The 25,456-nt window shown below is 45.6% G+C and carries 28 protein-coding genes; 11 read left to right on the top strand and 17 right to left on the bottom strand.

Annotated features, from left to right (window positions below; translation table 11 throughout):
• Positions 1-99: 99 nt before the first annotated feature.
• Positions 100-1,194, top strand: a complete 1,095-nt coding sequence (locus TCA2_RS01730; protein ID WP_047909819.1) for an FAD-dependent monooxygenase — start codon at positions 100-102, stop codon at positions 1,192-1,194.
• A 92-nt stretch (positions 1,195-1,286) separates the two neighbouring features.
• Here TCA2_RS01730 and murB read toward each other — a convergent pair whose 3' ends face one another.
• Entirely contained in the window at positions 1,287-2,318 is a 1,032-nt protein-coding gene (murB, locus tag TCA2_RS01735; RefSeq protein ID WP_238546256.1) for a UDP-N-acetylmuramate dehydrogenase, read from the bottom strand.
• Positions 2,319-2,428: 110 nt separating this feature from the next.
• On the bottom strand, positions 2,429-2,878 hold the full coding sequence (locus tag TCA2_RS01740) for a hypothetical protein (protein ID WP_047909821.1): 450 nt from the start codon (positions 2,876-2,878) through the stop codon (positions 2,429-2,431).
• A gap of 261 nt (positions 2,879-3,139) precedes the next feature.
• Between TCA2_RS01740 and TCA2_RS01745 the strand changes: the two genes are divergently transcribed.
• From TCA2_RS01745 to TCA2_RS01755, 3 genes are all read left to right on the top strand, one after another.
• A complete protein-coding gene (locus TCA2_RS01745) occupies positions 3,140-4,912 on the top strand; it encodes a DEAD/DEAH box helicase (protein WP_047909822.1) in 1,773 nt (590 codons plus the stop codon).
• Entirely contained in the window at positions 4,909-5,871 is a 963-nt protein-coding gene (locus tag TCA2_RS01750) for a YqhG family protein (RefSeq protein ID WP_047909823.1), read from the top strand. Before TCA2_RS01745 ends, TCA2_RS01750 begins: the two co-directional genes overlap by 4 nt.
• Positions 5,872-6,098: 227 nt before the next feature.
• Positions 6,099-7,001, top strand: a complete 903-nt coding sequence (locus TCA2_RS01755) for a hypothetical protein (protein ID WP_047909824.1) — start codon at positions 6,099-6,101, stop codon at positions 6,999-7,001.
• Positions 7,002-7,104: 103 nt separating this feature from the next.
• Here TCA2_RS01755 and TCA2_RS01760 read toward each other — a convergent pair whose 3' ends face one another.
• Entirely contained in the window at positions 7,105-7,317 is a 213-nt protein-coding gene (locus TCA2_RS01760) for a YqzE family protein (RefSeq protein WP_047909825.1), read from the bottom strand.
• 134 nt (positions 7,318-7,451) lie between these two features.
• On the opposite strand from TCA2_RS01760, the gene TCA2_RS01765 reads away from it, so the two are divergent.
• Positions 7,452-8,183, top strand: coding sequence for an N-acetylmuramoyl-L-alanine amidase (locus TCA2_RS01765; protein ID WP_047909826.1), 732 nt, complete (start codon positions 7,452-7,454; stop codon positions 8,181-8,183).
• On the opposite strand, the gene TCA2_RS01770 is transcribed toward TCA2_RS01765, so the two are convergent.
• Positions 8,158-8,952, bottom strand: coding sequence for a divergent polysaccharide deacetylase family protein (locus tag TCA2_RS01770; RefSeq protein WP_047909827.1), 795 nt, complete (start codon positions 8,950-8,952; stop codon positions 8,158-8,160). The genes TCA2_RS01765 and TCA2_RS01770 overlap by 26 nt on opposite strands.
• Before the next feature lie 246 nt (positions 8,953-9,198).
• Here TCA2_RS01770 and TCA2_RS01775 point away from each other — a divergent pair, with 246 nt between their 5' ends.
• The gene (locus TCA2_RS01775; protein ID WP_047909828.1) at positions 9,199-9,570 is read left to right on the top strand and encodes a hypothetical protein; all 372 of its coding nucleotides are present in this window, start codon (positions 9,199-9,201) and stop codon (positions 9,568-9,570) included.
• 48 nt (positions 9,571-9,618) lie between these two features.
• Here TCA2_RS01775 and TCA2_RS01780 read toward each other — a convergent pair whose 3' ends face one another.
• The 4 genes from TCA2_RS01780 to TCA2_RS01795 form a co-directional block, all read right to left on the bottom strand.
• The gene (locus TCA2_RS01780; RefSeq protein WP_047910215.1) at positions 9,619-9,951 is read right to left on the bottom strand and encodes a carboxymuconolactone decarboxylase family protein; all 333 of its coding nucleotides are present in this window, start codon (positions 9,949-9,951) and stop codon (positions 9,619-9,621) included.
• 113 nt (positions 9,952-10,064) lie between these two features.
• Positions 10,065-10,283 (bottom strand): hypothetical protein, encoded by a 219-nt coding sequence (locus TCA2_RS01785; RefSeq protein ID WP_047909829.1) that lies wholly within the window; start codon positions 10,281-10,283, stop codon positions 10,065-10,067.
• 101 nt (positions 10,284-10,384) lie between these two features.
• Positions 10,385-10,711, bottom strand: coding sequence for a hypothetical protein (locus TCA2_RS01790; RefSeq protein WP_047909830.1), 327 nt, complete (start codon positions 10,709-10,711; stop codon positions 10,385-10,387).
• A gap of 112 nt (positions 10,712-10,823) precedes the next feature.
• Complete coding sequence (locus TCA2_RS01795) at positions 10,824-11,393, bottom strand: xanthine phosphoribosyltransferase (protein WP_047909831.1); 570 nt, start codon at positions 11,391-11,393, stop codon at positions 10,824-10,826.
• 185 nt (positions 11,394-11,578) lie between these two features.
• Here TCA2_RS01795 and TCA2_RS01800 point away from each other — a divergent pair, with 185 nt between their 5' ends.
• Positions 11,579-12,634, top strand: a complete 1,056-nt coding sequence (locus TCA2_RS01800; RefSeq protein WP_047909832.1) for a membrane protein — start codon at positions 11,579-11,581, stop codon at positions 12,632-12,634.
• Positions 12,635-12,646: 12 nt separating this feature from the next.
• Here TCA2_RS01800 and TCA2_RS01805 read toward each other — a convergent pair whose 3' ends face one another.
• Positions 12,647-13,777, bottom strand: a complete 1,131-nt coding sequence (locus TCA2_RS01805; RefSeq protein ID WP_047909833.1) for a glycosyltransferase family 4 protein — start codon at positions 13,775-13,777, stop codon at positions 12,647-12,649.
• 104 nt (positions 13,778-13,881) lie between these two features.
• On the opposite strand from TCA2_RS01805, the gene TCA2_RS01810 reads away from it, so the two are divergent.
• A complete protein-coding gene (locus tag TCA2_RS01810) occupies positions 13,882-15,258 on the top strand; it encodes an RsmB/NOP family class I SAM-dependent RNA methyltransferase (RefSeq protein WP_047909834.1) in 1,377 nt (458 codons plus the stop codon).
• 159 nt (positions 15,259-15,417) lie between these two features.
• On the opposite strand, the gene TCA2_RS01815 is transcribed toward TCA2_RS01810, so the two are convergent.
• The 4 genes from TCA2_RS01815 to TCA2_RS01830 all read right to left on the bottom strand — a co-directional run bounded on the left by TCA2_RS01815 (position 15,418) and on the right by TCA2_RS01830 (position 19,772).
• The gene (locus TCA2_RS01815; protein WP_047909835.1) at positions 15,418-16,488 is read right to left on the bottom strand and encodes a hypothetical protein; all 1,071 of its coding nucleotides are present in this window, start codon (positions 16,486-16,488) and stop codon (positions 15,418-15,420) included.
• A 97-nt stretch (positions 16,489-16,585) separates the two neighbouring features.
• Entirely contained in the window at positions 16,586-17,389 is an 804-nt protein-coding gene (locus TCA2_RS01820) for a Cof-type HAD-IIB family hydrolase (RefSeq protein ID WP_047909836.1), read from the bottom strand.
• A 44-nt stretch (positions 17,390-17,433) separates the two neighbouring features.
• Positions 17,434-18,192 (bottom strand): pseudouridine synthase, encoded by a 759-nt coding sequence (locus TCA2_RS01825; protein ID WP_370510306.1) that lies wholly within the window; start codon positions 18,190-18,192, stop codon positions 17,434-17,436.
• A complete protein-coding gene (locus TCA2_RS01830) occupies positions 18,189-19,772 on the bottom strand; it encodes an RsmB/NOP family class I SAM-dependent RNA methyltransferase (RefSeq protein ID WP_047909837.1) in 1,584 nt (527 codons plus the stop codon). The genes TCA2_RS01825 and TCA2_RS01830 overlap by 4 nt, the downstream gene beginning before the upstream one ends.
• Before the next feature lie 160 nt (positions 19,773-19,932).
• Here TCA2_RS01830 and TCA2_RS01835 point away from each other — a divergent pair, with 160 nt between their 5' ends.
• Both TCA2_RS01835 and TCA2_RS01840 read left to right on the top strand, forming a co-directional pair.
• On the top strand, positions 19,933-20,508 hold the full coding sequence (locus TCA2_RS01835) for a thioredoxin family protein (RefSeq protein ID WP_081872152.1): 576 nt from the start codon (positions 19,933-19,935) through the stop codon (positions 20,506-20,508).
• Positions 20,505-20,996: a PCYCGC motif-containing (lipo)protein gene (locus TCA2_RS01840; RefSeq protein ID WP_047909838.1), complete on the top strand. Its 492-nt coding sequence runs from the start codon at positions 20,505-20,507 to the stop codon at positions 20,994-20,996. Before TCA2_RS01835 ends, TCA2_RS01840 begins: the two co-directional genes overlap by 4 nt.
• A gap of 93 nt (positions 20,997-21,089) precedes the next feature.
• Here TCA2_RS01840 and TCA2_RS01845 read toward each other — a convergent pair whose 3' ends face one another.
• Genes TCA2_RS01845 through TCA2_RS01855 form a run of 3 tightly spaced genes read right to left on the bottom strand, consistent with a single transcriptional unit; the run spans position 21,090 to position 23,525 of the window.
• Entirely contained in the window at positions 21,090-21,569 is a 480-nt protein-coding gene (locus TCA2_RS01845; protein ID WP_047909839.1) for a DUF309 domain-containing protein, read from the bottom strand.
• The gene (locus tag TCA2_RS01850; protein WP_047909840.1) at positions 21,562-22,374 is read right to left on the bottom strand and encodes a GTP pyrophosphokinase family protein; all 813 of its coding nucleotides are present in this window, start codon (positions 22,372-22,374) and stop codon (positions 21,562-21,564) included. The genes TCA2_RS01845 and TCA2_RS01850 overlap by 8 nt, the downstream gene beginning before the upstream one ends.
• 56 nt (positions 22,375-22,430) lie before the next feature.
• A complete protein-coding gene (locus TCA2_RS01855; RefSeq protein WP_047909841.1) occupies positions 22,431-23,525 on the bottom strand; it encodes a quinone-dependent dihydroorotate dehydrogenase in 1,095 nt (364 codons plus the stop codon).
• Positions 23,526-23,774: 249 nt separating this feature from the next.
• Between TCA2_RS01855 and TCA2_RS27060 the strand changes: the two genes are divergently transcribed.
• Positions 23,775-23,921 (top strand): hypothetical protein, encoded by a 147-nt coding sequence (locus TCA2_RS27060; RefSeq protein WP_193745970.1) that lies wholly within the window; start codon positions 23,775-23,777, stop codon positions 23,919-23,921.
• On the opposite strand, the gene TCA2_RS01860 is transcribed toward TCA2_RS27060, so the two are convergent.
• Positions 23,918-25,390, bottom strand: a complete 1,473-nt coding sequence (locus TCA2_RS01860) for a L,D-transpeptidase (protein ID WP_047909842.1) — start codon at positions 25,388-25,390, stop codon at positions 23,918-23,920. The genes TCA2_RS27060 and TCA2_RS01860 overlap by 4 nt on opposite strands.
• Between the last annotated feature and the right edge of the window lie 66 nt (positions 25,391-25,456).

Genomic DNA, 25,456 nt, shown 5'->3' on the forward strand with positions numbered 1-25,456 from the left:
AAATGATTGCCGACTAGACCATTTTAATTTATAGTATTATAACATAAGTTACTATTAATAAGTCAGTAACTATAATATATTGACATCAGGTGAAAGTTTATGAATCTATACACAGAGATTTGCATTGTCGGTGCAGGGCCGGCTGGAAGCTTCCTTGCTTATTTACTGGCGAAACAAGGAATATCCGTCATTCTGTTAGAAAGACAATCTACCCTCCATAAACGGTTTCGCGGTGAATTAATTAATGCAGACGGTGAATCCCTTCTCAAAGACGCGAACGTATATCAAGATATCGAGTCACTGGGACTTCTTCCCCTTCAATCTGTAGAATATTGGCACAGCGGCAGTATCATTCATCGGATTGCAGCAACTAGTGAAGAAGCACACAAGGGAATTCATGTGCCACAAGATCATATGTTGCAAGCAATTCTCCATAAGGCGGGCGCCTATCCGCATTTGAAGTTGTACACTGGTGCGGCCTTCAAAGATTATATCGTAGATTCAGACGATCAAATCATCGGAATTAAGGCACAAATTCAAGGTCAAATAGCTTCCATCCATTGCCGAATTATTGTGGGCGCAGACGGCAGAGCTTCCCATGTTCGGAATAAGGCAGGGATTGAGCCCAGAATCAAGCTAAGACCATTTGATGTATTATGGGCCCGAATTCCTGAGCCTTCAGATTGGAGTCCCGCGACACGAATGGCTCTCATTGATGAGCAGCAGCTTGCTTTGTTCTCACAAACGGACGGTTACGTACAGATCGGCTGGAATATCGCCCAAGGGAGCTACCCTGAAATACGTAAAGGCAGCTTTGCTCCTTATATCGCTCGACTTACCGCTGCTTTCCCTGCGCTTGCACAGAGTGTATCGGCGAATATACATTCCTGGAGAGATTTCGTATTACTTCCGGTGTTCAGCAGTTTAAGTGAAACCTGGACCAAGCATAACATTGTACTGATTGGTGATGCTGCTCACACGATGACTCCAACCGGTGCCTTCGGAGTTAATGCAGCGCTTGAAGATGCGTATCAATTGTCTGTGCTGCTGCAACAGCTGTCCTTATCGCAATACTCCTCTATAGAGAAACTAAAGGACTTCGAGACAAAGCGCGTGGGTAAAGTAGTAAGGCAGCTTGAATTACAGAATCAGATGGAAATGGAGTTCCCGGCAAAGATCAAATCGTTTATGTGAGGTCATATGAGAAATATATGAAACGATGTAACCCTAATAAAAAAGCTTGCATGTCCTCAAAAAATGAGTATCCATGCAAGCTTCATATTTACTTATGATTTACTGTCCACAATAATAAGCTCTTCCTCTGGTACAAACCCAAAGGCTTCGTTAACGGACTGTTTAACTTGTTCAACGAGGTAGACGATATCCTTTGCCTTAGCCTCACCTTGGTTTACAATCATATTTCCATGCCAAGCGGATATGGATGCTCCGCCGTAAACAGTCCCTCTCATGTTCAGGCGATCTACAACCTTGCCCATGGGCTCCCCAAAATCATAGTTGTTCTTGAATACCGAACCGCAGGAAGGATAGTCAAAGTGGAATTTGCTTCCCCGGTCCTTGACGACATTATCAAATGATTCTGGCACTACTCCGTTATTCTCATCTGCCCATGTCTTCGCAAGCGTTGTATAATACTTGAAGAAGTTCGGCAGCTGTGACGGATTCTTATATTCAACGATCTTCTCAAGTCGGGTTATTTCCTTCATTCCTGTGGCAAGTGCCTCATGATCAGGATGCTTTAAGTAACCCCCGACGATGATCCAGTCATTTTTCATAAAGATTGAATTCTTATAGCTGTAATCACAAGTATCCACATCTATGGATTGAACCTTGAACTCCGGATCATTCATATCAATGTATAATGCGGTCTCCAGAATATCGCAAATTTGCCGGTTATAATATTTGGCATTCATATATATCCCCGCGCCCAGCGTACCCGGCAGCAAGAAACAGAAATCATAATCTGAAGTGCCTGAAGATAATCCAATCAAGGCAAGATGGGACATCGGCATACCTGCAGATACAAACCAGCCTTTATCGTCAATCTTCATTTCTCTCAGCTCTTTCAGGCTGATAAATAACATTTGATCCTTCGGATTGTCTGGGAATAAAATGTTGGAGCCCATTCCGAATAAGAATGGAGTCAGCTTCTCTTGTCTTGCGTATTCCAGAACCGTCTTTAAATCTTCAATGGTTTCAGGGGCGGCCAAGTACTTTGCCTTGCCACCAATCTCATAAGTCGAATAAGATGATAAATCCACATCGTGTTGAATTAATGATTCCTGTTTGTGTGTATTCACGTGTTTCCCTCCTACTTGCTGCACGAACAAATCCTTCATGATGCCTAATTATTATATACAATTATATAGTATGAAGCCATTATGTATACGCGCCTGCCCGAAGTCAAAATTTAAGCACTCTCATATTGAACATCCTGACGATAGGCAGCAAGCGATTGCTCTAATATGATGCTGATAAACTCAGGTTCCATATCGTCAATCCATTTCAGTCCGTTCTCCCAAGCATTCTCTTCAATTCGAAGTGCAATTTGTCTGCCTCGTACTTCGTCAGCATGATCTAATTCTCTGCTCAGCGAAGCTAAATAAACATCTGCGGCATGACCTAGTTCATGAGCCAGCACGACCTTGAAATAATCGTATACTTGTTCATTCGAGCCAAACAATTGCTGGCACTGCTGTTTAATCACTTCGGTATACATTGTGATGCAATGAGCATTCAAGCTATATTTTCCACCGATCAGGCGTCCACCGGGGAAGTAAGTCTCTATAGTAACGGCAGCACTGCTGCCCGAGCGTAACAATAGTTCAGAAACGATCTGATTTATAGCTACTTTTTCCAAGTTAAGCATAGCCCCTTTTACACTTTTTCGTTCGATGGGAAATACGATTTCATAACATTATAAGATGACATAATGAAAATATGCAATGAAAATTCCACTTTCTTTCATCAGAGATCGCAAATAAAGCTTCTTCTCAGAGCCAAGCCACAGCATGAATTCCATCGTCAAGATTATCTCAGTTATGAATATCCTCTCTTTCGTCCATACTATGAAAAATACAAATCAGCTCAACAGAAAACGAGGGAGGCTAGCTTCGTTTAAATGAATAGAAAACAAACTGCAAACCCATCCGAACAAGCAGCGCATTCACTACCGGTTCCTGTTCACTTTAATCAGAATTGGCTATCAGAACTCGATACACGACTTAACAAAGGAGGACCTTGGGGAGATTACCGTCTGTTTGAGCTTGCTGTAAAAGCCGAAGAGGCATCGCTGGTCCCCAGCTTTGATGATATCCAATGTCTGAAGCATCTGCACGATCTGACCCCTCTGCCCCACCAAATAGATACCGCGCGCAGAGTACTCTTTGAAATGTCGGGAAGAGCGATTTTGGCAGATGAAGTAGGACTCGGAAAAACGATCGAAGCAGGTCTCATCTTAAAAGAATATATAATTCGGGGACTCGTCTCCAAAGTTCTAATCTTAGTTCCAGCGTCACTCGTACTGCAATGGGTCAGAGAACTGAATTCCAAGTTCGGTATACCTGCCGTTGCCCAAAAGAAAGCGTACTCGTGGCAAAACGACGTTGTCGTTGCGTCGATAGATACGGCCAAGCGAGATCCTCATCAAGAGATTCTGTTAAGCAATGATTACGACATGATTATTATTGATGAAGCACATAAGCTAAAAAATAAAAAAACGTACAATTATCAGTTCATGCTCAAATTGCGTAAAAAATACTGTCTGCTCCTGACTGCTACCCCGGTACAAAATGACCTAAGTGAGCTGTTCAATTTGATTACACTGCTGAAGCCGGGTCAGCTCGGAAGACAAGGTGACTTCGCAGCTAACTTTGTAGTGGATAAGCGGCTTGCCAAGAACGAGGATCAACTAAAGGATGAACTCGCTAAGGTCATGATTCGAAACCGCCGGGGCGAAGGCCCTGTACAGTTTACGAAGCGCAAGGTAACAAATATTAATCTGACACTTTCACCCGAGGAGCAGGCACTATATGAAGGTGTAACATCCTTCGTGAAAGACCAGTTCCATTCCGCGGGCGGAAATTTGAGCAGTATGTTCTCTATGGTCACCCTCCAAAGAGAGGTTTGCAGCAGCCGGGATGCTGTATTCGTCACCCTTGTCAATCTATCTAAAAAATTGCCTGAGGACTCTCCCTGGAGAGATCGAATATGGGATCTGGTAGCCAATATCAAAGCGATCAAGTCTAACACAAAAGCAGAAAAAACGATGGAACTCATCAAAGAAATGAATGAGAAAGTCATTGTTTTTACTGAGTACCGGGCTACGCAGGAATATCTGCTCAATTACTTCCGTGAGCGCGGACTTACGGCCGTACCTTACCGGGGCGGAATGAATCGCGGCAAAAAAGACTGGATGATGGATCTGTTCCGCGGACGTGTGCAGGTGATGATTGCGACAGAGGCTGGCGGTGAAGGCATCAATCTGCAGTTCTGTCACAATATGATCAACTTCGATTTACCATGGAACCCTATGCGTGTAGAGCAAAGAATCGGCCGGGTACACCGCTTAGGACAGCAGAATGATGTCAAAATTTATAATCTGGCAACGTTAGGAACCATTGAAGAGCATATTCTGAATCTCCTTCACGAAAAGATCAACATGTTTGAAATGGTCATCGGCGGTCTCGACGTCATTCTCGAACGATTTGAGAAACAGGAATCCTTCGAGAAGAGTCTGACCAAGATCATGCTGGAATCCAGCAGTGATGAAGAGATTCATCGTAAAATGCAGTCACTCTCTCAAAATTTGAATTCGATCAAACAGGAAGTTGAGCACCTGGAGGATGCTGCACCCGTCAAAAAAGCAGTCGGGAAAGGAGGGTTACTCAAGTGACCATGTCCAAAGAGGAGGTTCACTCCTACGTTGTAACTTATCTGGAAGCAATGGAGTGCCAAATCTTAGAGAAGTCCCCTGCTCATGTTACCGTTAAGCTGTCCGTTGATGCAGACAAAGCACTGACGAATCGTCCATATTATTGGGGATTTGTCGACCGAACCGGTGCCCCTGCTGAGACCATGTCCTTTACATTTATATTTGATGCGGAAGCTCACCTTCAGGCAGAGGAATCAGCGAAAATGAAGGAGCAGGCCGAGTCGGCCAAAGCATCTGGGAATGTAGCAAGCGAAGGCAAAGACAGCATCTTGGGTCGTTATTTTGGTCATGCCCCTTCCCTCCCTCAGATTGGTCCAGGAAGAGTGCTGCGTGAGAATGTCGTCTATGGAAGCTCGAGGCTGAAGCAGATTTTTACGGCTTCTCGTGAAGGCGGTGCTTACGTTAACTTGTTTGAGCAATCCTCCAAGCGTCAAATGAGTGCCTCCACTCCCAAATCCTATGAGCCTTGGCTTGGGGTTTGCTTTAAGATTGAATTTTCCTGTGACATGCGTAAGGAAGAGCTTCATTTTCTTGGTGTATCTCTATTGACTGGAAGAATTGTTGAGAATTTTGGTCAAGTGCTTAGTAAGAAGGACCTCAGTCCTCGTCTTCCCGAGAATATACATGCGCAGGCATCCAAAATTCCACTGGCAGCAGCAGGTGAAATGCTGGAGCAGCACATCTATGCGAGATTAAAGCTTGTCGATTACAGCTGGGCAGAAGCTGCGAAGCAAAGACTTGAGGAAGAGCTGGCTGTCGTTGATATGTATTATGAGGATCTGCTGAAAGAGGAGCAGGAAGAAGAGAAGAAACAGGCTGTGCAGGATCAGTACAATACCAGACGCAGTGAAATGATATGGCAATATGAACCTAAGATTCATGTGAATACGATCAGCTGCGGTATTTTTCATCTAAAGTGAATCAATTTCATAATACCTTTGGCTGCTTCAATCATATAAAATTGATTCAAGTGATGGATTAATTGAATAAATAGGTTCTTTCGTCAAAAAAAGTGCTTGTCCGCCCAAAATTCATAACACCATACAGCATCCTTTTCATTTCCTTATTATTACAATTGGGTTATGAGCAACGGGTGCTGTATTTATCTTCTAACAGTGTCCCGAAGAAATGAGGGTATATAACGTCAATGAAACGTGTTCTGAAACGTATAGCTCTGGTCGTATCCAGCTTATTCATCTCATGCTCTCTGCCAAATATTCCGTCCGTCTACGCTTCAGCCCAGCTCACAGCTCAGCAGAATCTCAACATTCCAGCTGCAGTCGAACAACTTGCACAGGACACCTTGTCCAAGCTCTCAATGGAAGATGAGTTTAGCCCATTTGCTAATGCGGAACTGCTCATCATGCCCTTGGGTCCAGGAACCCACGGCTATATCGTACATATTCTTCAATCAGCTGAGCCGGTAGGTTATCTTATTATCACGGCCACCGAATCCAGCGGTTATACTGTTACGGAATATGGTACAGGCAGCACTCCATTGTTTAGCTCTCTCCTCCATCCCGAAAATATCACATCTTCAATAGACATATATGATTCCCGGTTCATGGAGTACAAAGGTGCGCTCGCCTATTGGCAATTAAGAGATCATGATGGTCATCCTATCTATATTGATGCATCTAATGGAGATCAGCTTCCAGACTTCGTTTCCCATGAATCCTCCCCGAGTACTCTCAGCAAGAATCTCAAAGGCATTCAGCTTGAAGATGAGCCTGGCAGGCTGGAGCTTGCTTCCGTTCCCTTCAGCCCGTCCTCTAATTTGCTGTGGCTGGTATCTGATCCAGTTAAGGTACTGAATGATGCAGGGCTTGTGAAACAGCTTCATCGACATGAGCGGCTTATATTTTCTGCTCATAAGCATAATGTGTGGTATAGCGGCCCACTCGCGATTACCGGCTATCACTCCTGGAAGAGCAAGCAAGTAGAAGAAGCTGTCATCTTCGCTCGAACGGGAACTTCCTCAGCGCAAATACGTTATATTCCGATAGATAAGCTGCTCGGGAGTGGTTCATTTTATGTGCCCACACTCTAATCAATAAATGAAAAACAGCGCTGATCATTGAACTGCCCACCGTTGTTAGATAGCTTCTAACAATATCGAGGAGCAGTTCAATTCTATGCGCTGTTTTTCATTATCATTTGGAGTTCATGTCCATCTTTTTCCGCTTGACCGGTTTTTTAATATCCTTCACCCACATCGATACGCCCATAGGCATCATACCAAACCATTTCATATGCCATGGTTCCTTCACTTTATTCCTTTTATATTTCCGCTCTTCCTTTGGCGTTCCTATATATCCTACAACCTGCTCTGTAATATATCTTACAAGTTCATCTCCCTTGGCCATTGACCTGCTCCACCCTTCCGCATGAATGTATATTTGAAGCTTCTCTCGTTAGTGTGTACGGGAATAAGCCGGATTAAACATATGCAAATCATTCATACCTGAATGAAACCCATAAATCTGCACAGTCTATTCATATGCCAGGAAGGGGGGAAAGCCGCGTGATTACATTTAGCAAATCGTCCATTCTGCTTGCGATCTTATGTATTTTGCTGCTCCAGGAATCATCATTTGCGGCTGCGGAACCGACACATAGCAAGGAGCCCGAAATATCAAATCACTTGTTTCGCCATCCTGTTATTATCATCGACGCTGGTCACGGCGGCATTGATGGAGGAACCTCTGCAGATGATCTACTGGAGAAGGATATTAACCTTGCCATTTCACAAAAAATATTCATGATTCTTAAAAGTAAAGGCTATCCTGTTGTGCTTAATCGTGACGATGATTATGCGCTGAGTGATGATAATCATTGGCTGCGGAGTCATTCCCGCCATATGAGAGATCTGGCACAGCGCAAGGGCCTCAGTGATCATGTGCCTTCCGATCCGATTGTGAGCATCCATGTCAATTGGAGCAAGAAATCTCGCACCCATGGACCCATTGTGCTGCATCAGCAGGAAGCAAGAAGCTATATGCTTGCAGATTCTATCCAGCAATCACTGAACGAGATGTATGACACCAATCGGCAAGTTGAATGGGGCAAGCCCTTTTACCTGCTTAATCATGTGAATAAGCCCTCTGTTATTGTGGAAGCCGGATTCATCAGCAATCCTGAAGACCGCGCTGTCCTAAGCAGCAAAGCGGGACAAAAGAGAATTGCCCAAGCGATTAGCTCAGGCATCATTTATTACTTGTCGGTAATGTAGATTCTGGAGTCCAATGCCAGACCTGCCTTACCATCTCACTAATACTCATCGTTTCAATCTTACCCGACCAGCGATTAATGGAGTCTCGGATCACACCTGCTGTCAAATGACCTTGCGTACCTACGTGACCGATCATTACACAGGTGTCCTGAGTCTCCAGCTTTTGTTCGGCGAGCTTCATCTGCCCAGTAATATGAGAAATCGAGTGATGATCATCCAGAAAGATCTGATTCTCTACAGGCGGAAGTCCCTTCTGTACAGCGAGCTCTGCCACGACGGACTTATGATCGGTTTTGCTGTCGACGAAGAACAGACCTCTTTCTTTACATACATCAAGCACGATGGACATAATACGCCGATCTGTCGTAATTTTCGAGCCCATATGATTGTTCATTCCAATGGCATGGGGCACATTATCGATAGCAGCCTCCACTCTTTTCCGTACCTCTTCATCAGATAGATCTGAAGTAATCGCCCCTGGTCCAAGCCAGTCCCTTCTGCCCTTATGCGGCTCCATCGGCATATGAACGAGCACATCAATCCCTTTTTGATGCGCAAGCTCAGCATCTTTTTTCGTCGTAGGCAGAAACGGCATGATAGCAACATTTACCTTCGCCGGTAAATTCATGATTTCTTGTGTCCCCTTCATCCCGTTACCCAAATCATCAATGATAATCGCAACCCTCTTCAGAGGTTCAGCATGTGCCGCAGATCCGTATCCGTCCGCATTTATACATACCATGCTTAAAGTGAGCATCATCACGATCATTCGCAAACTTCCCCATTTAAAGGAAGAGAGCACTTTCTTTTTCAGTTTTCTTCTTCTTTGCTTGCGTATCGTCATCGTTATAACAGTCCTTCGCGTAAATTCTTGAAGATATATACATTATTTGAATAAACGAGACGAATTATGTGAGCTTTCCAATAAAAAATACAGTCAATAAGTTGATAAAACCAAGCTCATTAGCATAAAATAAGAACATAAGTTCGCTTATGCAAACAAGGAGGGACCCTGATGACAGCGAAAATGCTACCGGAAGAACATACACTGATTAAGAGCTATCTTCAGCTCTTGATGGTCATCAAAATTTTTAAGCGCGATCTTCAAGTGATGAGTAACCATGCCGGGCTTAAGACCCCTGAGCTGTATATGGAGATGATCCGGGCGGGAATCGCTCGCGTAGCTGTATTGCTTGACGAAGTAGAGGAAGAATTCAGACGAATGGACATCCATTTGAACAGAGTAGATATATACGATGGTGCGATTCGGGCATTGGCTTCTATACGGGGACATCGCGTTCACATCTACATCCCAGGAACCATTTATAAAGATGAGCTGTACAAACGGATGCAAGTTTATTTAGGAGTCATACCCTTAACTTTGTAAATAAAAAACCACCGCAATCCATGCTGGGCATCGATTCGGTGGTGTTTGTTAGTTGTTCAATGCAGCTTGGACACGCATAACACCTTGAGACAAGGCATGTCCACCGCCAATTGCAGCAGCTACAGCAACCGTCTCCATAATTTCTTGCTTGCTGGCCCCTTTGGAAAGCGCTTCTTGCACATGATACAGGGTGCACACTTCGTTATTTGCGAACAAGCCGATTCCGAGAGCTATGAGCTGTTTCGTCTTGAGATCGAGCTCGCCTTCCTTGAAGCATTCTCCCGTAAACTCATGATAGGACTTCAGAACATCCGGCAGCGTCTCTGACAAGTGCCCGATTTGATCCTTATACGCATGAACCTTATTATTGATTAATGTCACATCAGCACATCCTTCGTCGAAAGAGTTATATAGACGTATCATTGGTACTTTCTCCACTTGATCTATATCTATGCCGCTCTTTGACGAGGTAATTTTTGGACTTAATCTGCAGCTTACAGGTCGGTCGGTTTTTGTCTGGGCTCTGAATAGAGCTGAATGCTGTAATTTCGATCCAGCTTAACGACTCTGCGGTTGCGCCGGCGGACAAGAATCTGGTCGCTGCTCCAAGCAACAATAATGCCGATGACATCATTGCTCTCCAGATCGTCTCTCACCACACGAATTCGCTCACCTGATTCACGCAATTGGTTTAATTCCTCATCACTAATCATATAATCCCCTCCAATGCAACCCTATTATTTGTGCAAAAAAAGACCTAAATGCGCGCATTTAGGTCTTACGTTGTTATTTACGTGATAAAACCTTATATTGCTTAACGTGAAGCGTGCTCTTTACTGTCGTTTTTCTCAAACCAGAAATCAAGCACCTTCGCCGACATTACCCGTTGCTCAACATACTCTACCTGATGAGGTGTAAACTGCTCTCTCCATGAGAAGGATAATTCTTCACACAGGTTCACTACTGTTAGAAGCTCCGACCATGCGACGTAACGTTTATACCAGAAGAACTGAGGATGTTCAAGCATATAGGGATAAAGGTCATCAAACTCCGTGTGCTTACAATCAAGGGCCCGTTCAAAATGAACTTTGGATTTGACTAACTTGTCAAGGAAAAACTGTTCGTTTGCTTCTTTCCCCATTGTTGTTGCCTCCTCTCCCTAATCTTATTTCATTATAAGCCATTATCCTGCCCCGTGCAAAGATAATGAGCAAAATTAGGCCATTTTAATACAGAATTACCCATCTATGGACTTAAGCAAACCTTACGACTCCGTCTTTGAGTGATTCGATTCTCACAAGTGATTCAACCCGAATCCCTTGTTCACGAATGGCACTCGCTCCGGACTGGAAGCATTTCTCGACAACAACACCAAATCCCGCGAGCGATGCACCGGAACGCTCAACGATCTTAATAATCCCCTTTGCCGCATCCCCGTTTGCAATAATATCATCTATAAATAATATTCGATCCTTCGGATCTATAAATTCCCGCGATACCATAATATCGGTCACAATGCCTTTCGTAAAAGACGGCACCCGTTCACAATAGGCGTCAGGATCGGCCAGCAGCGTCTTCTTTCTTCGTGCAAACACAAGGGGTACTCCCATATGAAACGCAGCTGCGAACGCCACCGGAATTCCCGAGGATTCGACAGTGACAATTCGAGTAATGCCCTCCGCTTCAAAGCGCCGAGCGAACTCTCTTCCCATCTCCATCGTCAATTCAGGATCAATCTGATGATTAAGTATGGCATCCAGCTTCAGCACCTGATCTGATATGACTACACCCTGCTCTACAATTTTTTGTTTTAATATTTCCATGCATATGACCTCCCAGCCTATCCTATGACGTAAAAGTATCACACCTCAGCAGCTTCTTTCAAGAAGTTTATCTTCATCTAAGAGCCAGGTCATGTCCAGGTGGACAAGTGCATACCTTGTAAGAGGGCTTATTTACACCTGTGAAGGTGCTGCTCTGGCATATGTAGATAACAAGGAGGAGAAGCATGAGACAGAGTACCAAGGTGCTGCAAGTCGCATTCACCTATGTTGGAACTATTGTTGGTGCGGGATTTGCCACCGGACAAGAAATACTGCAGTTTTTTACCGAATATGGAAAATGGGCAACTCTTACGATATTGCTGTCCTGCCTGCTCTTTGTTTGGCTGGGGACCAAGATGATGCTGGTGGCACATGATACCGGAGCTAAATCATACGAAGATCTGAACAGCCACTTGTTCGGCAAAAATGCAGGAAAATGGATCAGCTTCTTCACCTTGTTCGTGCTGATCGGCGTCAATAGTGTCATTCTCGCAGGAGCAGGCTCGGTGTTCATGGAGCATTTGCATCTGTCTTATCAAACCGGACTAATAATTACGCTGGTCGGGACCTATCTTCTGCTTGGTCGAGGAATCCATGCCATCCTGCAAATGAACAGCATCGTCGTTCCGCTAATGATGACCCTGTCTTTATTCATACTTTTCCATACCACAGGTCATCCGGGCGCAGCCAATTTTATAAGACTGGAAACCGATCGCAGCATGTTTGCAACTTGGCTGTCACCCATATTGTACAGCTCATTTAATCTAGCTATGGCACAGGCCATCCTTGTGCCGCTTGGCAGTCAGATTACCGATAGACGCGTCATTAAATATGGCGGAATTCTCGGGGGAATTGGGATTGGGTTCATGCTCATGACAGCCCATTTTGCCATGTCGGCTTATATGCCTGGCATTGTGCAGTTTGAAGTTCCCATGGGAAGCATTGCATTCGCTCTCGGCGCAGCCATACAGCTCATGTATATATGTCTGATTTTTATGGAAATCTTCAGTACCTTTGTTGCCGATATTTACGGGATAACCTTACAGGTACGGGAGCATCTCAAAGTATCGCCCAAGCTCATCACCCTATTTATTATGCTGTCCTGCTTCTTGCTCAGCCAGTTCGGCTTCAGCTCACTTCTGTCGATCTTATACCCGATCTATGGAATGCTGGCCGTCGTATGGGTAGCTCACTTGATCAAGAGCCCGCTTGGCTCCTTCAAGAATAAGGACAATAAATAATAACAGCCAGGTTCAATTTGCAGGCTCAAACTTCAAGTACAGCTTCTTCAGCATATGAACAGACCGTCGTAGAGAATATTCCGTTTTTGCCTTTTCACTCGCTGATCGGGCAAGCTCATAGCGGTATGAAGGATCCTGGATGACCTTCTCCAATGCATCAGCAAGTGCCGCAGCATTGTCTTTGGGAACGAGCAGGCCATTAACACCATCCTCAATCTGTTCGCTTATTCCTCCAACATCAGTCCCTACTAACGCCAGTGAACTCAGTGCTGCCTCGGCAAATACGGAACCAAACGCTTCAGCTCTTGATGGGAGAACGAAGATATCAAAGAAAGGGACGAACTCTTCAGGATGAAGCGTGTAGCCATAAAATATCGTTTCATTGTAGATGCCGAGCTGCTGGGCCAATTCCTCCAGTTCAGAACGGATCGGACCATCTCCAATAATGTGAAGTACATAATCATGACCCCGTTTTTTCAATTCGCAGCAAGCTTCAAACAACACATCAATCCCTTTTGCCGGAACGAGACGGCACACCGTTACCAGCTGAGGCACCTCATTCTCATGAGGAATCGGCTTGAATCTTTTCTCATCGAAGCCATTCGGCACGATCTCAATTTTTTCAGGGGATTCCACATAAGGCGACATATAAGTGCGGAACGATTGAGATACAGTTAACATGCAATCGGCCGCATGCTCCAGCTCACCATAGAGAGAGGTTAGAAAGCGATGCTCTAAGCCGTTCTCTTCAATCTTGCCATTCAGGATCAGCTCCCGCTCATAGCTGGAGTGAATGGTTTGGATCAGAGGCGTTGCTGGAAAAGCCTTCTTCATCGCCAGTCCTGCAATCGGATGATGTGCATGGATCAAATCATAAGGCTTATGTATACGAAGCTTGATCCACCATAAATAATCACGGAAGGTTTGGATATATTTCTGAACGATCGGGCTCTCCCCGTACTGCGTCCAGTCAAATGTGTCAAAGCGGATCTCTTCGCTTCCCTTGTTGCGGATTCGTTTCGGAAGCGAGAACAGCTCCATCTCCCATCTTGGGCTGTTGAAGCGTTCCTGGAGGTATGGAATCATAGATGATACTCCCCCTGGCTGCTCAGGAGGGAAAAATAAAGCTTGGAGCAATCGCATCATATAGTGCCCCTTTCGTGGTTTCTTTTGAAAGCAAGTCTGTAATCATGATATATTAGCTCATATGTTCCAGTAAAGAAGATACGAAGGAGTTTTGAAAAAACATGAGTAAGGAAACACTGCCCCAGGACTTTATCGATCAGATGAAATCCATGCTCGGGCAGGAGACGACTGCATTTCTGGATAGCTACAACAAGCCGCGTACACAGGCTCTCCGGCTCAACACCCTGAAGCTCAAGGAAGAAGATATACAGCCCATTGCCCAGCAGTTCCAGCTTAGCAAGGTTCCTTGGTGCAGCACAGGATACTATTACAATAGTCAAGATAGACCTGGCAAGCACCCTTATCATACTGCCGGGTTATATTATATTCAGGAGCCTTCGGCAATGTCCGCGATCGAGCTGCTTAATCCACAGCCATACGAAACTGTCTTGGACCTTGCAGCAGCACCTGGCGGCAAGACGACGCATATGGCTGTCAAAATGAAGGATACGGGTCTCCTCGTCTCTAACGAAATTCATAACGGCCGGGCACGAATCCTTGCGGAAAACGTAGAAAGAACCGGACTAGCCCGGACGGTGGTCGTGAATGCCACTCCTGATGAGCTGTCCGCCCGGTTCCCGGAAGCATTTGATCGAATTATGCTTGATGCGCCCTGCTCTGGTGAAGGCATGTTTCGTAAAGATGTTGAAGCCATTAACGAATGGTCTCTATCCTCTGTTCACATGTGTGCTGCCCGCCAGTGGGACATTCTGCAGGAGGCCTATAAGATGCTGAAGCCCGGAGGACATCTCGCCTATTCCACCTGTACATTTAACCGACAGGAAAATGAGGATACGGTAGAGCGTTTCATAAACGAATATAAGGATATGGAGTGGGTCCGGACCGAACGAATCTGGCCGCATCGGAGTGAAGGAGAGGGACATTTTGTTGCTCTGCTCAAGAAAAAGGCCGCCAGTGAAGGAACCGAACGAGCCCATGGACAGCTGCCTGCAGCCAAGCCGCGAAAAAGAGGGAAAAAGAACGCTGCAGCCGGAGTTACAGAAGCCTGGGCCGGATATCAAGAATGGGCGGACACGAATCTCCCTGGTTTCTCACTACAGCCCGGTAGGCCACTCCTCTATGGGGAAGCATTATACTATTTGCCCGAAACGAGTGGGCTTAGCATCTCAGAGGAACAACTGAAGGGATTAAAAACCCCTCGCCCTGGACTTCATCTTGGAGATTGGAAGAAGGGAAGGTTCGAACCAGCACATGCGCTGGCGATGTCAGCTGCTCCAGAGCAGGCACTGCTGTCCTATGATCTTCCACCCGACTCCACGGAGCTGCAGGCTTATCTTCGCGGCGAGACCCTTACTCTGGATGCCCCGCTTCAAGGCTGGGTAATGGTGACAACAAGGGGTTACCCTGTGGGGTGGGCAAAAGCAAGCAGCGGTCAGCTTAAGAATAAACGACCAAAGGGTCTGCGTATTCACGGATAAGCTCTGCTAACCAGCTCAGAGTCAAGATATATCTCTATCCAAAACAAAAACAGCACTCGAACGGGACTTCGCACTCCTATTAGGAGAAGTCTCGATCGAATGCTGTTTTCTCTTCTACTGGCTATACTGCGTATAGGCTGCTCATGCTTCAAATCATGGTCAATCTAACTCAGCTAGCTCAATCTCATCAATTACGGCATTTCGGTAGAGCATCGTCAGGTGAAGCTCATTCACATCCGTTTCTTTGTCAAGCTCCCGAGCCATGAGCAGAAACAGCTGCTCACGCTGCTCTTCACTTGGATGAATATAAAAGTCGATGTAGCCTGAAATTTCAACATCACTAATATCGACCGTCGCTGTTGCTGCCGGATATCCTCCATTTTCCTTAAAAAACAGCTCATATGTCAGGATATCGCGGTCATGACGAATCAGAGTGGCGTAGCAGTTCTCATTAACAGATTCGTGAACCGTCATTTTCAGCTCCATGCCGTCTTCATCCCAATCCGGTCCCTCATCGGTCTCCTCATCATCCAGCTCGACAAAATCTCGATGCTCCAGCTCTAACAGTGCAACACGCTGACCTTCAAATTGCATATCTATCGTTATTGTATCAATTTCTTCATCGTTAACCTCGGATACCAGCAGCTCTTCCGCAGTTTCAAGGTCCTCTTCGTCAGGGTCAATGAGCCAGTCCACAATTCCCTTGATATCTGTCCCATACTGCTTAAGCACAGCTTCAGCAATCCTATAGCCATTTCCTGTTTGCAGCTCATATGAGGACACGTTCCGGCCACTACTTATCAGTTCAATCTGCATTTCACCAGTCTCAGCTTCATACCGAAAAACCGATGGCTCCTCCGTATGAAAAGCCCCATGCTCAATCAAGCCTTCTTCAGAGCTCTCATCCATAACATCATCAAGCGTGTACTCTTCGTATACCTCTTCATCACCCAGAACGCACTCAACCCTGCCCCACGATAACATAATATCAAAGTGCTCAGCGGCTACTGCATCACGGAATTGAAGCACATATTCTTGCACGTAGGCAATAATCTCATCCTTAGCATCTCCGGGAATACTTTCTGCATCCAACTGGACACTTCCTGCCAGTCTTTGTCCTTCCCGGAATACAAGGATTAGTGAGCCTGCATATTGATGTTCCACCATGATGTCATGGACTTCACCATTCGATGTTCTTAGATCAGGTCTTAGCCGAATATGATAGCTCACGATATAACTACCTCCTAATTATGCCGGAAATTATAACTGTAACCATGTGTTAGCTGGCTATGCATCTAGAATGCCCTAATGAGAGGAAGAATATTACTTACACATTGACCACATGCTTAACTAACGCATGATGAACCCCGCTGTCATTGTTCGACAAGGTAACCTCATCGGCTGCCGCCTTCACTTCGACAGGTGAATTATCCATTGCAATCCCTTTACCCGCAAAGATGAGCATTGTAATGTCATTGTAATAATTCCCTATTGCGAGTACTTCCTCTGGGCGATATCCTCTTTTCTCAGCCAATCGCTGCAGCGCCGCTCCTTTGGAAGCATCCTTGTGCATCAGATCGAGGAAAAAGTCCCCGCTGCGAACCATATAAAATGGACTATTCCACGTTCTCCACTCCTTCTCCAATGCATCCATGGCTTCTAAGCTTCCAAAGGCCGAGAACTTCACTACAGGCTCTCTTAGATCCGCCCATACAGGAAGATCCAACGGTGTAAGGAATACAGCCTCATACATGCTCCGAACCTCTAGCGTCATTTCGTCTGCACGGTCAACATACAGCCCAAACGCCGTATTTACGTCAAAATGAATGCCGTGATCACGGCAGTAATCGATATATGGCATCAGCTCTTCAGCCTGTATCGGAAACTGATCAACCACCTCACGAGACTTGATATCTACCGTTGCTGCACCATTGTGAGTGATGACGTATCCGCCAAGTCCCATACCCTCCATAATGGGAATCGTATTAACAGGACCTCTGCCCGTACATAGAACAAATTCAGCGCCATTCTTGGCAGCCTGCTGTATACTCTTCTTATTTGCCTCTGACAATTCATGATGGTCATTTAACAGCGTTCCGTCCACATCAAGTGCGATTAATCGATATGTCATATCCTATCCATCCTTACTCTCTATTTTGTACAATACATCAAAAATCAATTGATAAGGCTGTTTAGTTCTTCTTCTGTCAACTCCCGATAGGTTCCTATCGGAAGCTCCGGGTCGAGCCTGAGACTTCCCATCGAAATCCGTTTTAAATAGAGCACCTTAGAGTCTACGGATTCAAACATCCGCTTGACTTGATGGAATTTGCCCTCATGAATCGTCACCTGAATATTCGAGATCATTCCCGTATCTGTTTGTTCTCTCGAGGTAACGATCAGCTCTGCCGGCTTCGTAACATAACCATCATCCAGAGTAACCCCCTGCTGAAAGGCTTTAATTTCCTTATCTCCAATACTTCCGACGACCTTCGCCTCATACGTCTTCGGGACATGCTTCCGTGGAGACAGCAGATTATGAGCAAGCTGTCCGTCATTGGTGAGCAGGAGCAAACCTTCCGTATCCTTATCCAACCTTCCCACCGGGAACGGCTGAAAAATGATATATTCTTCATCCAGCAAATCAATAACCGTTTCTTCTCTTACATCTTCTGTAGCCGAGATGACTCCAGGAGGCTTATGCAGCATTAAGTAGATAAACTCTCTATATTTCACCACTTCTCCATCGATATCAACAATATCAAGGTCAGGATCAACCTGCATACCGCTGTCTTTAATCGTTTTACCATTCACGGTAACATAGCCGTTCTTGACGGCTTTTTTTATTTCAGATCGGGTCCCGTACCCCATGTGGCTCAGTATTTTATCAATCCGCAGCTTTTTGACTGTTTTTTTCATCGTGTTCTCACTCATACCGAGGTCCACCTCCATCCTGCCGGATATTCATTTTTGAGTCTGCCATCCTGCCATTTCGCCCAGCCAACGGAATAGCCGTCAACGGTCACGAGCGTGTATCCTTTTGAGGAAGCAGTGCCTGACTTAACCAGTCGATCCTCACTTATTTCCAGTGTTTCACCTTTTAAATATTTGACTGCCTCACTGCTATCTGAGGTAAGCTGTACACTCCGCTTCACTTCCTCTGCGTTCAGTGCGGAAGCTAATGCCTGGGAAGGTATGAATCGCCCATTCTTAACCGATCCCATAAACCATCCTGCACGTATGACTCGAAGTCCTGCAAGCCGTTCCGGCCGAGTGGGCGTCTGGTATACTTTCTCTCCATACAATACCGTTTGTCCTGGCAGCTCCGCATTCAGCTGCTCAGCAGCAAATGCTCGAAAGACCGACTCCGCATCCACTGGCATTTGCTCAGACCGGTTTCTGTGCTTCGCTCCCCCATGCTTGACGTTGTGCTTCTGCTTCTTCATCAGGGCGGCGTTTCTACCGTGAGCGGATCCCTTCTCCACTGTACTATGCACGTATAATGGCTGATCAGCAGGTTCGTCAAGAGGGGTACCGTCATGCTGAAGCACGGCGACAAAATGTCCTTCTCCTTCCACTAAATGCGGCCATAATCTTCCTGTGCCTTGAAGCTGGGCATACAGATCAGGATGCTCATCCTGCGATACAGGCTCGATCTGGAGTCCCTCAAATTGCTCTTCGGCCGCAGCCTGCTCTATCCACTCAGGATGACCACCGGATATCCCGCTCACATGACGGACAGGAACAACTCGGAACGATGGGTTCTTCCGAAGAAACTCTCCAATCATGCCTTCGTTCTCCTCTGGAGCAAACGTACAGGTTGAGTAGACGATTCTTCCCCCAGGAGCAAGCAGCCTCGCCGCGGTATCTAATATATCACGCTGCATCAGGACACAGCGCTCAATGGAGTGGTGCTCCCATTGCCGCACCATGTCCTCATCCTTACGAAACATTCCTTCCCCGGAGCAAGGAGCATCTATTAGTATTTTATCAAAATAATGCGGGAACGCATCGGCTATGCGATCTGGGCTTTCATTAAGCACCACTGCATTTCGAACGCCATACATTTCTATATTTTTGGCAAGCGCTTTGGTCCGGTCCGTACTGATATCATTTGTCACCAGTATGCCGCTTCCCTGAAGCTGTGCGGCGATCTGGGTCGATTTCCCGCCCGGAGCAGCACACAGATCAAGTACATGATCACCAGGCTTGGCTTCCAGCAGCTCCACCGGTGCCATTGCGCTTGGTTCTTGAACGTAATATAGACCTGCATGGTAAAATGGAGTGAGGCCTGGCTTGCTGCCGGCAGGGATATAATATCCTGTCTCACACCATGGGATGGGTTTCAATGGAAACGGAGTGATCTCAGCAAATGACACAGGATCTATTTTTAACGTATTAACACGGATGCCAGCACGAGGCGCACTCTCATATGACTTCACAAATTGTTCATACTCATCGCCAAGCATCTTCTTCATTCGTTCAGCAAATTGTATAGGCAGGCGTATCGCCATTTTTTCATCATCCTGTTCTGACTTAGTTCATCATTTTTATAATTCATCAATTTAGTTCACAAATATAACTTGCTTCCCCTGTTTCACTACACAGTGTAATGTTGTATAATGAATGGCATCTAAGGCTTGTCCTTAGTATTAATTATGACGGGGGATGGATATGAGTTCAAAAACGAAAAACACCACAAAATCCACAGCAAAATCGAATACCAAGGCAAGCAAAAAGTCAAGCAAGGCCATTATCGCCTTTATTGCCGTATTTGTCATCCTGATTGGTGCACTGATTACCATGAATGAGCTGAATAAAAATAACATTAATGAAGTGTATGGTCTTCCAGAATCAGATCTTGCTCCTGCAACACGTGAAATTTTAGAGGATCCAAATTATCAGAATATCATATTACCTGAGGAGCTTGATACTAAAATTTCGAACAAAGAAAGCTTCTTTACTTACTTTTTCGCTTCTGATTGTCCTCACTGCCGGGCAACCACACCGCAGCTGATGCCGATTGCTGATGAAGCAGGCGTTGATCTCCCTCAATTTAACCTCAAAGAATTTGAGGACGGCTGGAGAGGTTACAATATCGAGTTTACACCAACCCTCGTCTATTTTGAAAATGGCGTGGAGAAGGATCGCCTGGAAGGCGGAATGCAGGCTGAAGGCGCAACCGCAGGATATACCGCTGAACAAATTGAAGAGTTCTTTACCAAATATAAAGGGACTGCTGCGGAATGAAGCCAAAAACTTATGGAATTCTGTTTACAGGTCTGATGGTAGGCAGTTTGGTGCTTGCTGCATGCGGTGAGAAGGGAGCTTCCCACGATCACAGTATGCACGGCAAGGATAATGAGCAATATGAGGCAAGTGCATCGATATCTGAAATGCCGGCCTTCCTTGCCAAGTACACGGATAATACCCAAGCAACCTATGCGCTTGTATCCGAAGTGCAGGAAGAGCTCAAAATGCTGAACTGCTACTGTGGCTGTATGGACTATGAAGCAGCGCATGATTCACTCTATCGCTGCTTCATAGCGTCCACATCATCGAGTGAAGTAACGTGGACCGATCATGGTGCACAATGCGGCATTTGCATGGAAGAGGCTAAGGATGCCGCCCGCCTGAAGGCCGAAGGCAAGTCCATCGAAGAAATCCAGAAGTTTATTGATGATAAGTATGCCCCGGATGGGGCTCCAACATCTAGTGAAGTGCATCCCATCATATAAGAAAATAATCCCCCGGTGATTATCTGGACAAAATGTCCTCTCGCCGGGGGATTCCTTTTATTTTATAGGTAAGCAATATAATTTGGATAAGTGTTATAAGTTCTGACCTAATGCCTTTATTCGTTCTTCATATATTCTTCCACGGGTTGGGCTTCGTCTTTGTGGAATAATGGGCATAATCGACTGAGCCCTCACGCGCACAGCTTCATCCAGCTCATCATCACAGATCACAATCGTGAAATCTTGATAAGAAATCGGCTGGCTGTCATAGCTCCGAAGCTTCTTCGCAAGGCTGCGGCTCGTATCGACCAGCAGCTCCAGCTCAATGCCAAGGGTCTGTGCCGGATACTTCTCCAGAATATCCACCGCACTCTCAAGCATCATGTAGCCGCCGCGTATATTTTGATTACGGAAATGATACATGCCGACGGCGACTTGCAGCAAGCCTTTATAGACCGGCTCCTTGTTCTGTTCAAGCCATAGCTCCTCAAGCACTTCATGACATTCGAAATAATCCCGGTCCCGATTAAAATACACCAGATAATCCAAATAGAGAGCCTCGTATTTAGACATCGCTGTTGTCGCTGCCTTTCCTAGCCTTATTCAGCAGTTCCTTCACTTCTACTGACAATTGCTTGATGGCTTCCATATCATGCTGCTGCCAATATTCGTTGAATTTCGCCTGAGCCTCAATGGCTTCATCAACAAGATGATAGAAATAAAGCTGGTGTATGATGGCAAGTGTTTTGGTAATGATGTTGGACTCATCTTCGAATGTTTTCTGTGCATCAAGAATTTCAAGCCGGATGGCTGACATCTCATTATCCAGAATAAAGGCTGCTTCCGCTGTTTTCTTCAATCTGCCTCTTACATCCTCGGGCAAGGAGTCTCTAAATTTGTAATTTAAGGAGTGTTCAATTGTCGCCCAAAAATTCATCGCCAGTGTCCGAATCTGAATTTCGGCCAGTACATGCTTCTGACCTAACGCTGTCTGGACTGGATACTCCACAATCATATGGAAGCTGCGATAGCCGCTCTCTTTGAAATTCGTAATATAATCCTTCTCATACAGCACCTTCAGATCTTTGCGCTCCCGTATATATTCGGCAACCCGCCGAATATCTTCAACGAATTGGCACATGATCCGAATACCTGCAATATCCTCAATGCCGGTTTCGATCTGGTTCATAGGCACATCGAGACGTTTGGCTTTATCCAGAATACTCGATATTTTCTTGACTCTTCCCGTTACAAATTCTATAGGGGCATATTCTTCACGTTTTTTGAGTTCTGCCCGCATCGTCTTAAATTTAACTTTAAGTTCCTCTACGGCCTGTTCGTAAGGAAGCAAAAATGTCCCCCAATCTCTACCGTCCATAAGTATGCCTCCTGTCTTTTGCTTCTTGCTTCAAACCTTAATCGATACCTGCATCTTTATCGGTGCAGAGCGCCGACGGCTTCCGATATATGACGATATCCGTCTCTCTGCAGCAGTTCACGTAATCCGGCATGAAGCTTTTGATTAATTTCGGGACCTTCATAAATTAATGCAGTATAAATTTCAACCAGACTGGCTCCCGCCTTGATCTTCTCATAAGCATCCTCGCTCGTGAAGATTCCTCCGGACCCAATGATGGGCAGTCTTCCGCCCGTCTGACGATATACTCGGCTAATAATCTCAGTAGACCGCTCGCGCAATGGCTTGCCGCTGAGTCCGCCCGTTTCCTTGGCATTCGCATGGGTTAAGCCGTCGCGGCTAATGGTCGTATTGGTAGCTATGATGCCCGAAACACCACTGTTTGAAATCGTATCGACCATGTATTCGAGCTCAGCTTCTGTCACATCTGGAGCAATCTTGACCAATACCGATTTGGAACGCCCATAGGAACGCGATTGCTGTTCCATTTCGTCCATTACCGCGGATAACAATTCCGTCAGCTCACTTCCATGCTGCAGGCTTCTTAAATCCGGTGTATTCGGAGAACTAATGTTTACGACAAAAAAATCTGCGTATGGATACAAAATTTGGATGCATTTGCGATAGTCTCCTGGAGCATCCTCATTAGAGGTAGCTTTATTTTTACCAATATTGATGGCAACCGGAATGGAAATATCTTTAAGCTTGGATAAGATTCCCGCCATCGCTTCCGCACCATGATTGTTGAAGCCCATGCGATTCACAAGTGCTTCGTCTGGTGGGAGTCTAAACAGCCTTGGCTGGTCATTCCCCGGCTGTGCCTTTGGTGTTACCGTTCCCACTTCCATGAAGCCAAATCCGATGGAAGAAAACCCAGGCACGGCTTCCCCATTTTTGTCCAGTCCGGCTGCAAGGCCTACTGGTGATGGGAAATGTAATCCGAATAAATCGGTCGCCAGATCCGGTGTTTCCTTAACACCGTACATGGTCTTGAGAAGGCTGGTGCCTCCGGGAAATGAGCCTGCTTGGTTCATTCCACCAATTACAAGATGGTGTGCTTTTTCCGGATCCATTTTGAAGAATAGAGGTTTACCAATATTACGATACAGCAAATGACCCACTCCGTTTACATATTCTTATGGATAAACTGCACTCTCGAAAAGGCAGAAATCCTTCTAAATTTTAGTTTAGCTGTTTTCGTTCTAAAAGAAAAGGGAGAGGGACCCAAGGGAATAACGGAGCTTTGAAAATACTCAGTAAATTGACTACAATGAAGTATACCATCCATTTTAAGCATAGAAACTTATGCATTTAAACGTCTGCTTATATTTTTCCATTACGAGAAAGGAGATTCACTTTACATGGCAACCAAACGTCAGAAGCCCTCACTACAGCAAAAAAAAGAAGAAGTGAACCGCAAGGCCGTTTTTTGGACCGCATTAAGTGTATTGCTGCTCATCATCCTCATTGTTGTACTCGTGATTATTGGAGAAATGACAACCGCTTAATTAAGCCAGTGATATACTTTGTCCGGATTCGTCTGTCCGGGGACAAGCTCCGGCTGAAATCGGTCCCCGGCCTGTTCCGGAGCAATGATTTGCGTTGGGGTATCGGCGCTGTCTTTAATCGTAACCCGTGTACCCGGCGGTACAAACGCAAACAATTCTTCTACATCCTCTTGGTGCATGCGTATGCAGCCCAGGGATTCATCAAGCCCAATACTTCCCGGTTCGTTCGTGCCATGAATCGCGTAATCCGTATCTGACAACTGCATGCCTCTTGTTCCGAATTCGCCGTCTGCACGTCCATTCGGATTCACTACCTTATCTGATATAACGAAATCGCCCTCAGGTGTCTTCTCGCCTCCTAGACCCACTTCATAATTTCGCAATACGATGTTTCCGCTCAGCAAAGTCAATCGATGGGTCTCCTTGTTTACTATGATCGAAAGGGATTCCTTCATATAAGGTTCACCGCCATATGTATCTTCAAAGCTGGGAAGTGATGGCCCGTCTTCGCTGGACTGCTCTCCCATGATCGGGTCAGGCTCTGAATCTCTATAGTCTGCTGTGACCGATTGCATATAATCAAGCATCTCAGGATACAGCTCCCGCATAGAAGAACTTACACCGCCAATGTGATTATTCGGAAAAGGCTTCATTAATTGCTCAATACGCGCTGGATACACACCATTTAACTGTTTGTATGCTGTTATTGCACTCCGTAGAGCGATCGCCTGCTCTTCTTTTTGTCCCCAGCTTATAGCACTTGCAGACAGATTCTTAAGATCCTCAGGCGTGCATTTACACCACTCGGGCAGCAAGGATTGGCTCGTCACTGTGCCTTCACCATTACTATGAAATTGATACACTGGCGGCCTTGCAGTTGAAGCCCCCCATATGAGAAATTCATTCTCCTGCTCCAAGCCAAGCGTTATAATTGATGCATCAGTACGTCGCAGCTGATTCATCAATTTGCCTGCAGCTTCATCCGTAACCTCCCCATTGATCTGAGGAATTCCCGTAAACCTAGGCGGTTCTAGACCTGCCTCATATGCTTCTGATTCATGTGCAGCACCCTGCTCTTCGGAGTAATCTATAATTTCAAGTCCTTGTTCAGGCAATGATTCTCCTGCAAGCTCTGTAACAACGTCAATATTCATTGCATCAGGTGCCATCGCTGAAGGAACCAGGCCAAGCAACAATAGCCATAAGAGGATGGCGGCAGTTTTGCGCTTGATCTGTTGTTTTTTCCGCTGCTGTTCCAATTGCATGAGCTTATGCTGATATTCCATCCACACCTGGGCAGGAGCTTTACTGTGCTCAAATGCTTCATATATTCCTCCTGAACGTTCAAAGCAATAGTTCGCTTTCGCTGTCTGACCGGATCGTTCGTAATCCTTCCCTAGCAGATACCAGGCCATTTGATTATCCGGATGCTTCTGAACGTAGGATTTCAGATCGTGCGGCATGCGCATGACTTATCTCCCCTTGATATAGGTTATGAATGATATATCGGATAAAACAAAAAAACCTGATACCGT

This window comes from Paenibacillus sp. TCA20 (assembly GCF_000732325.1).
Taxonomy (GTDB): Bacteria; Bacillota; Bacilli; order Paenibacillales; family Paenibacillaceae; genus Paenibacillus; species Paenibacillus urinalis.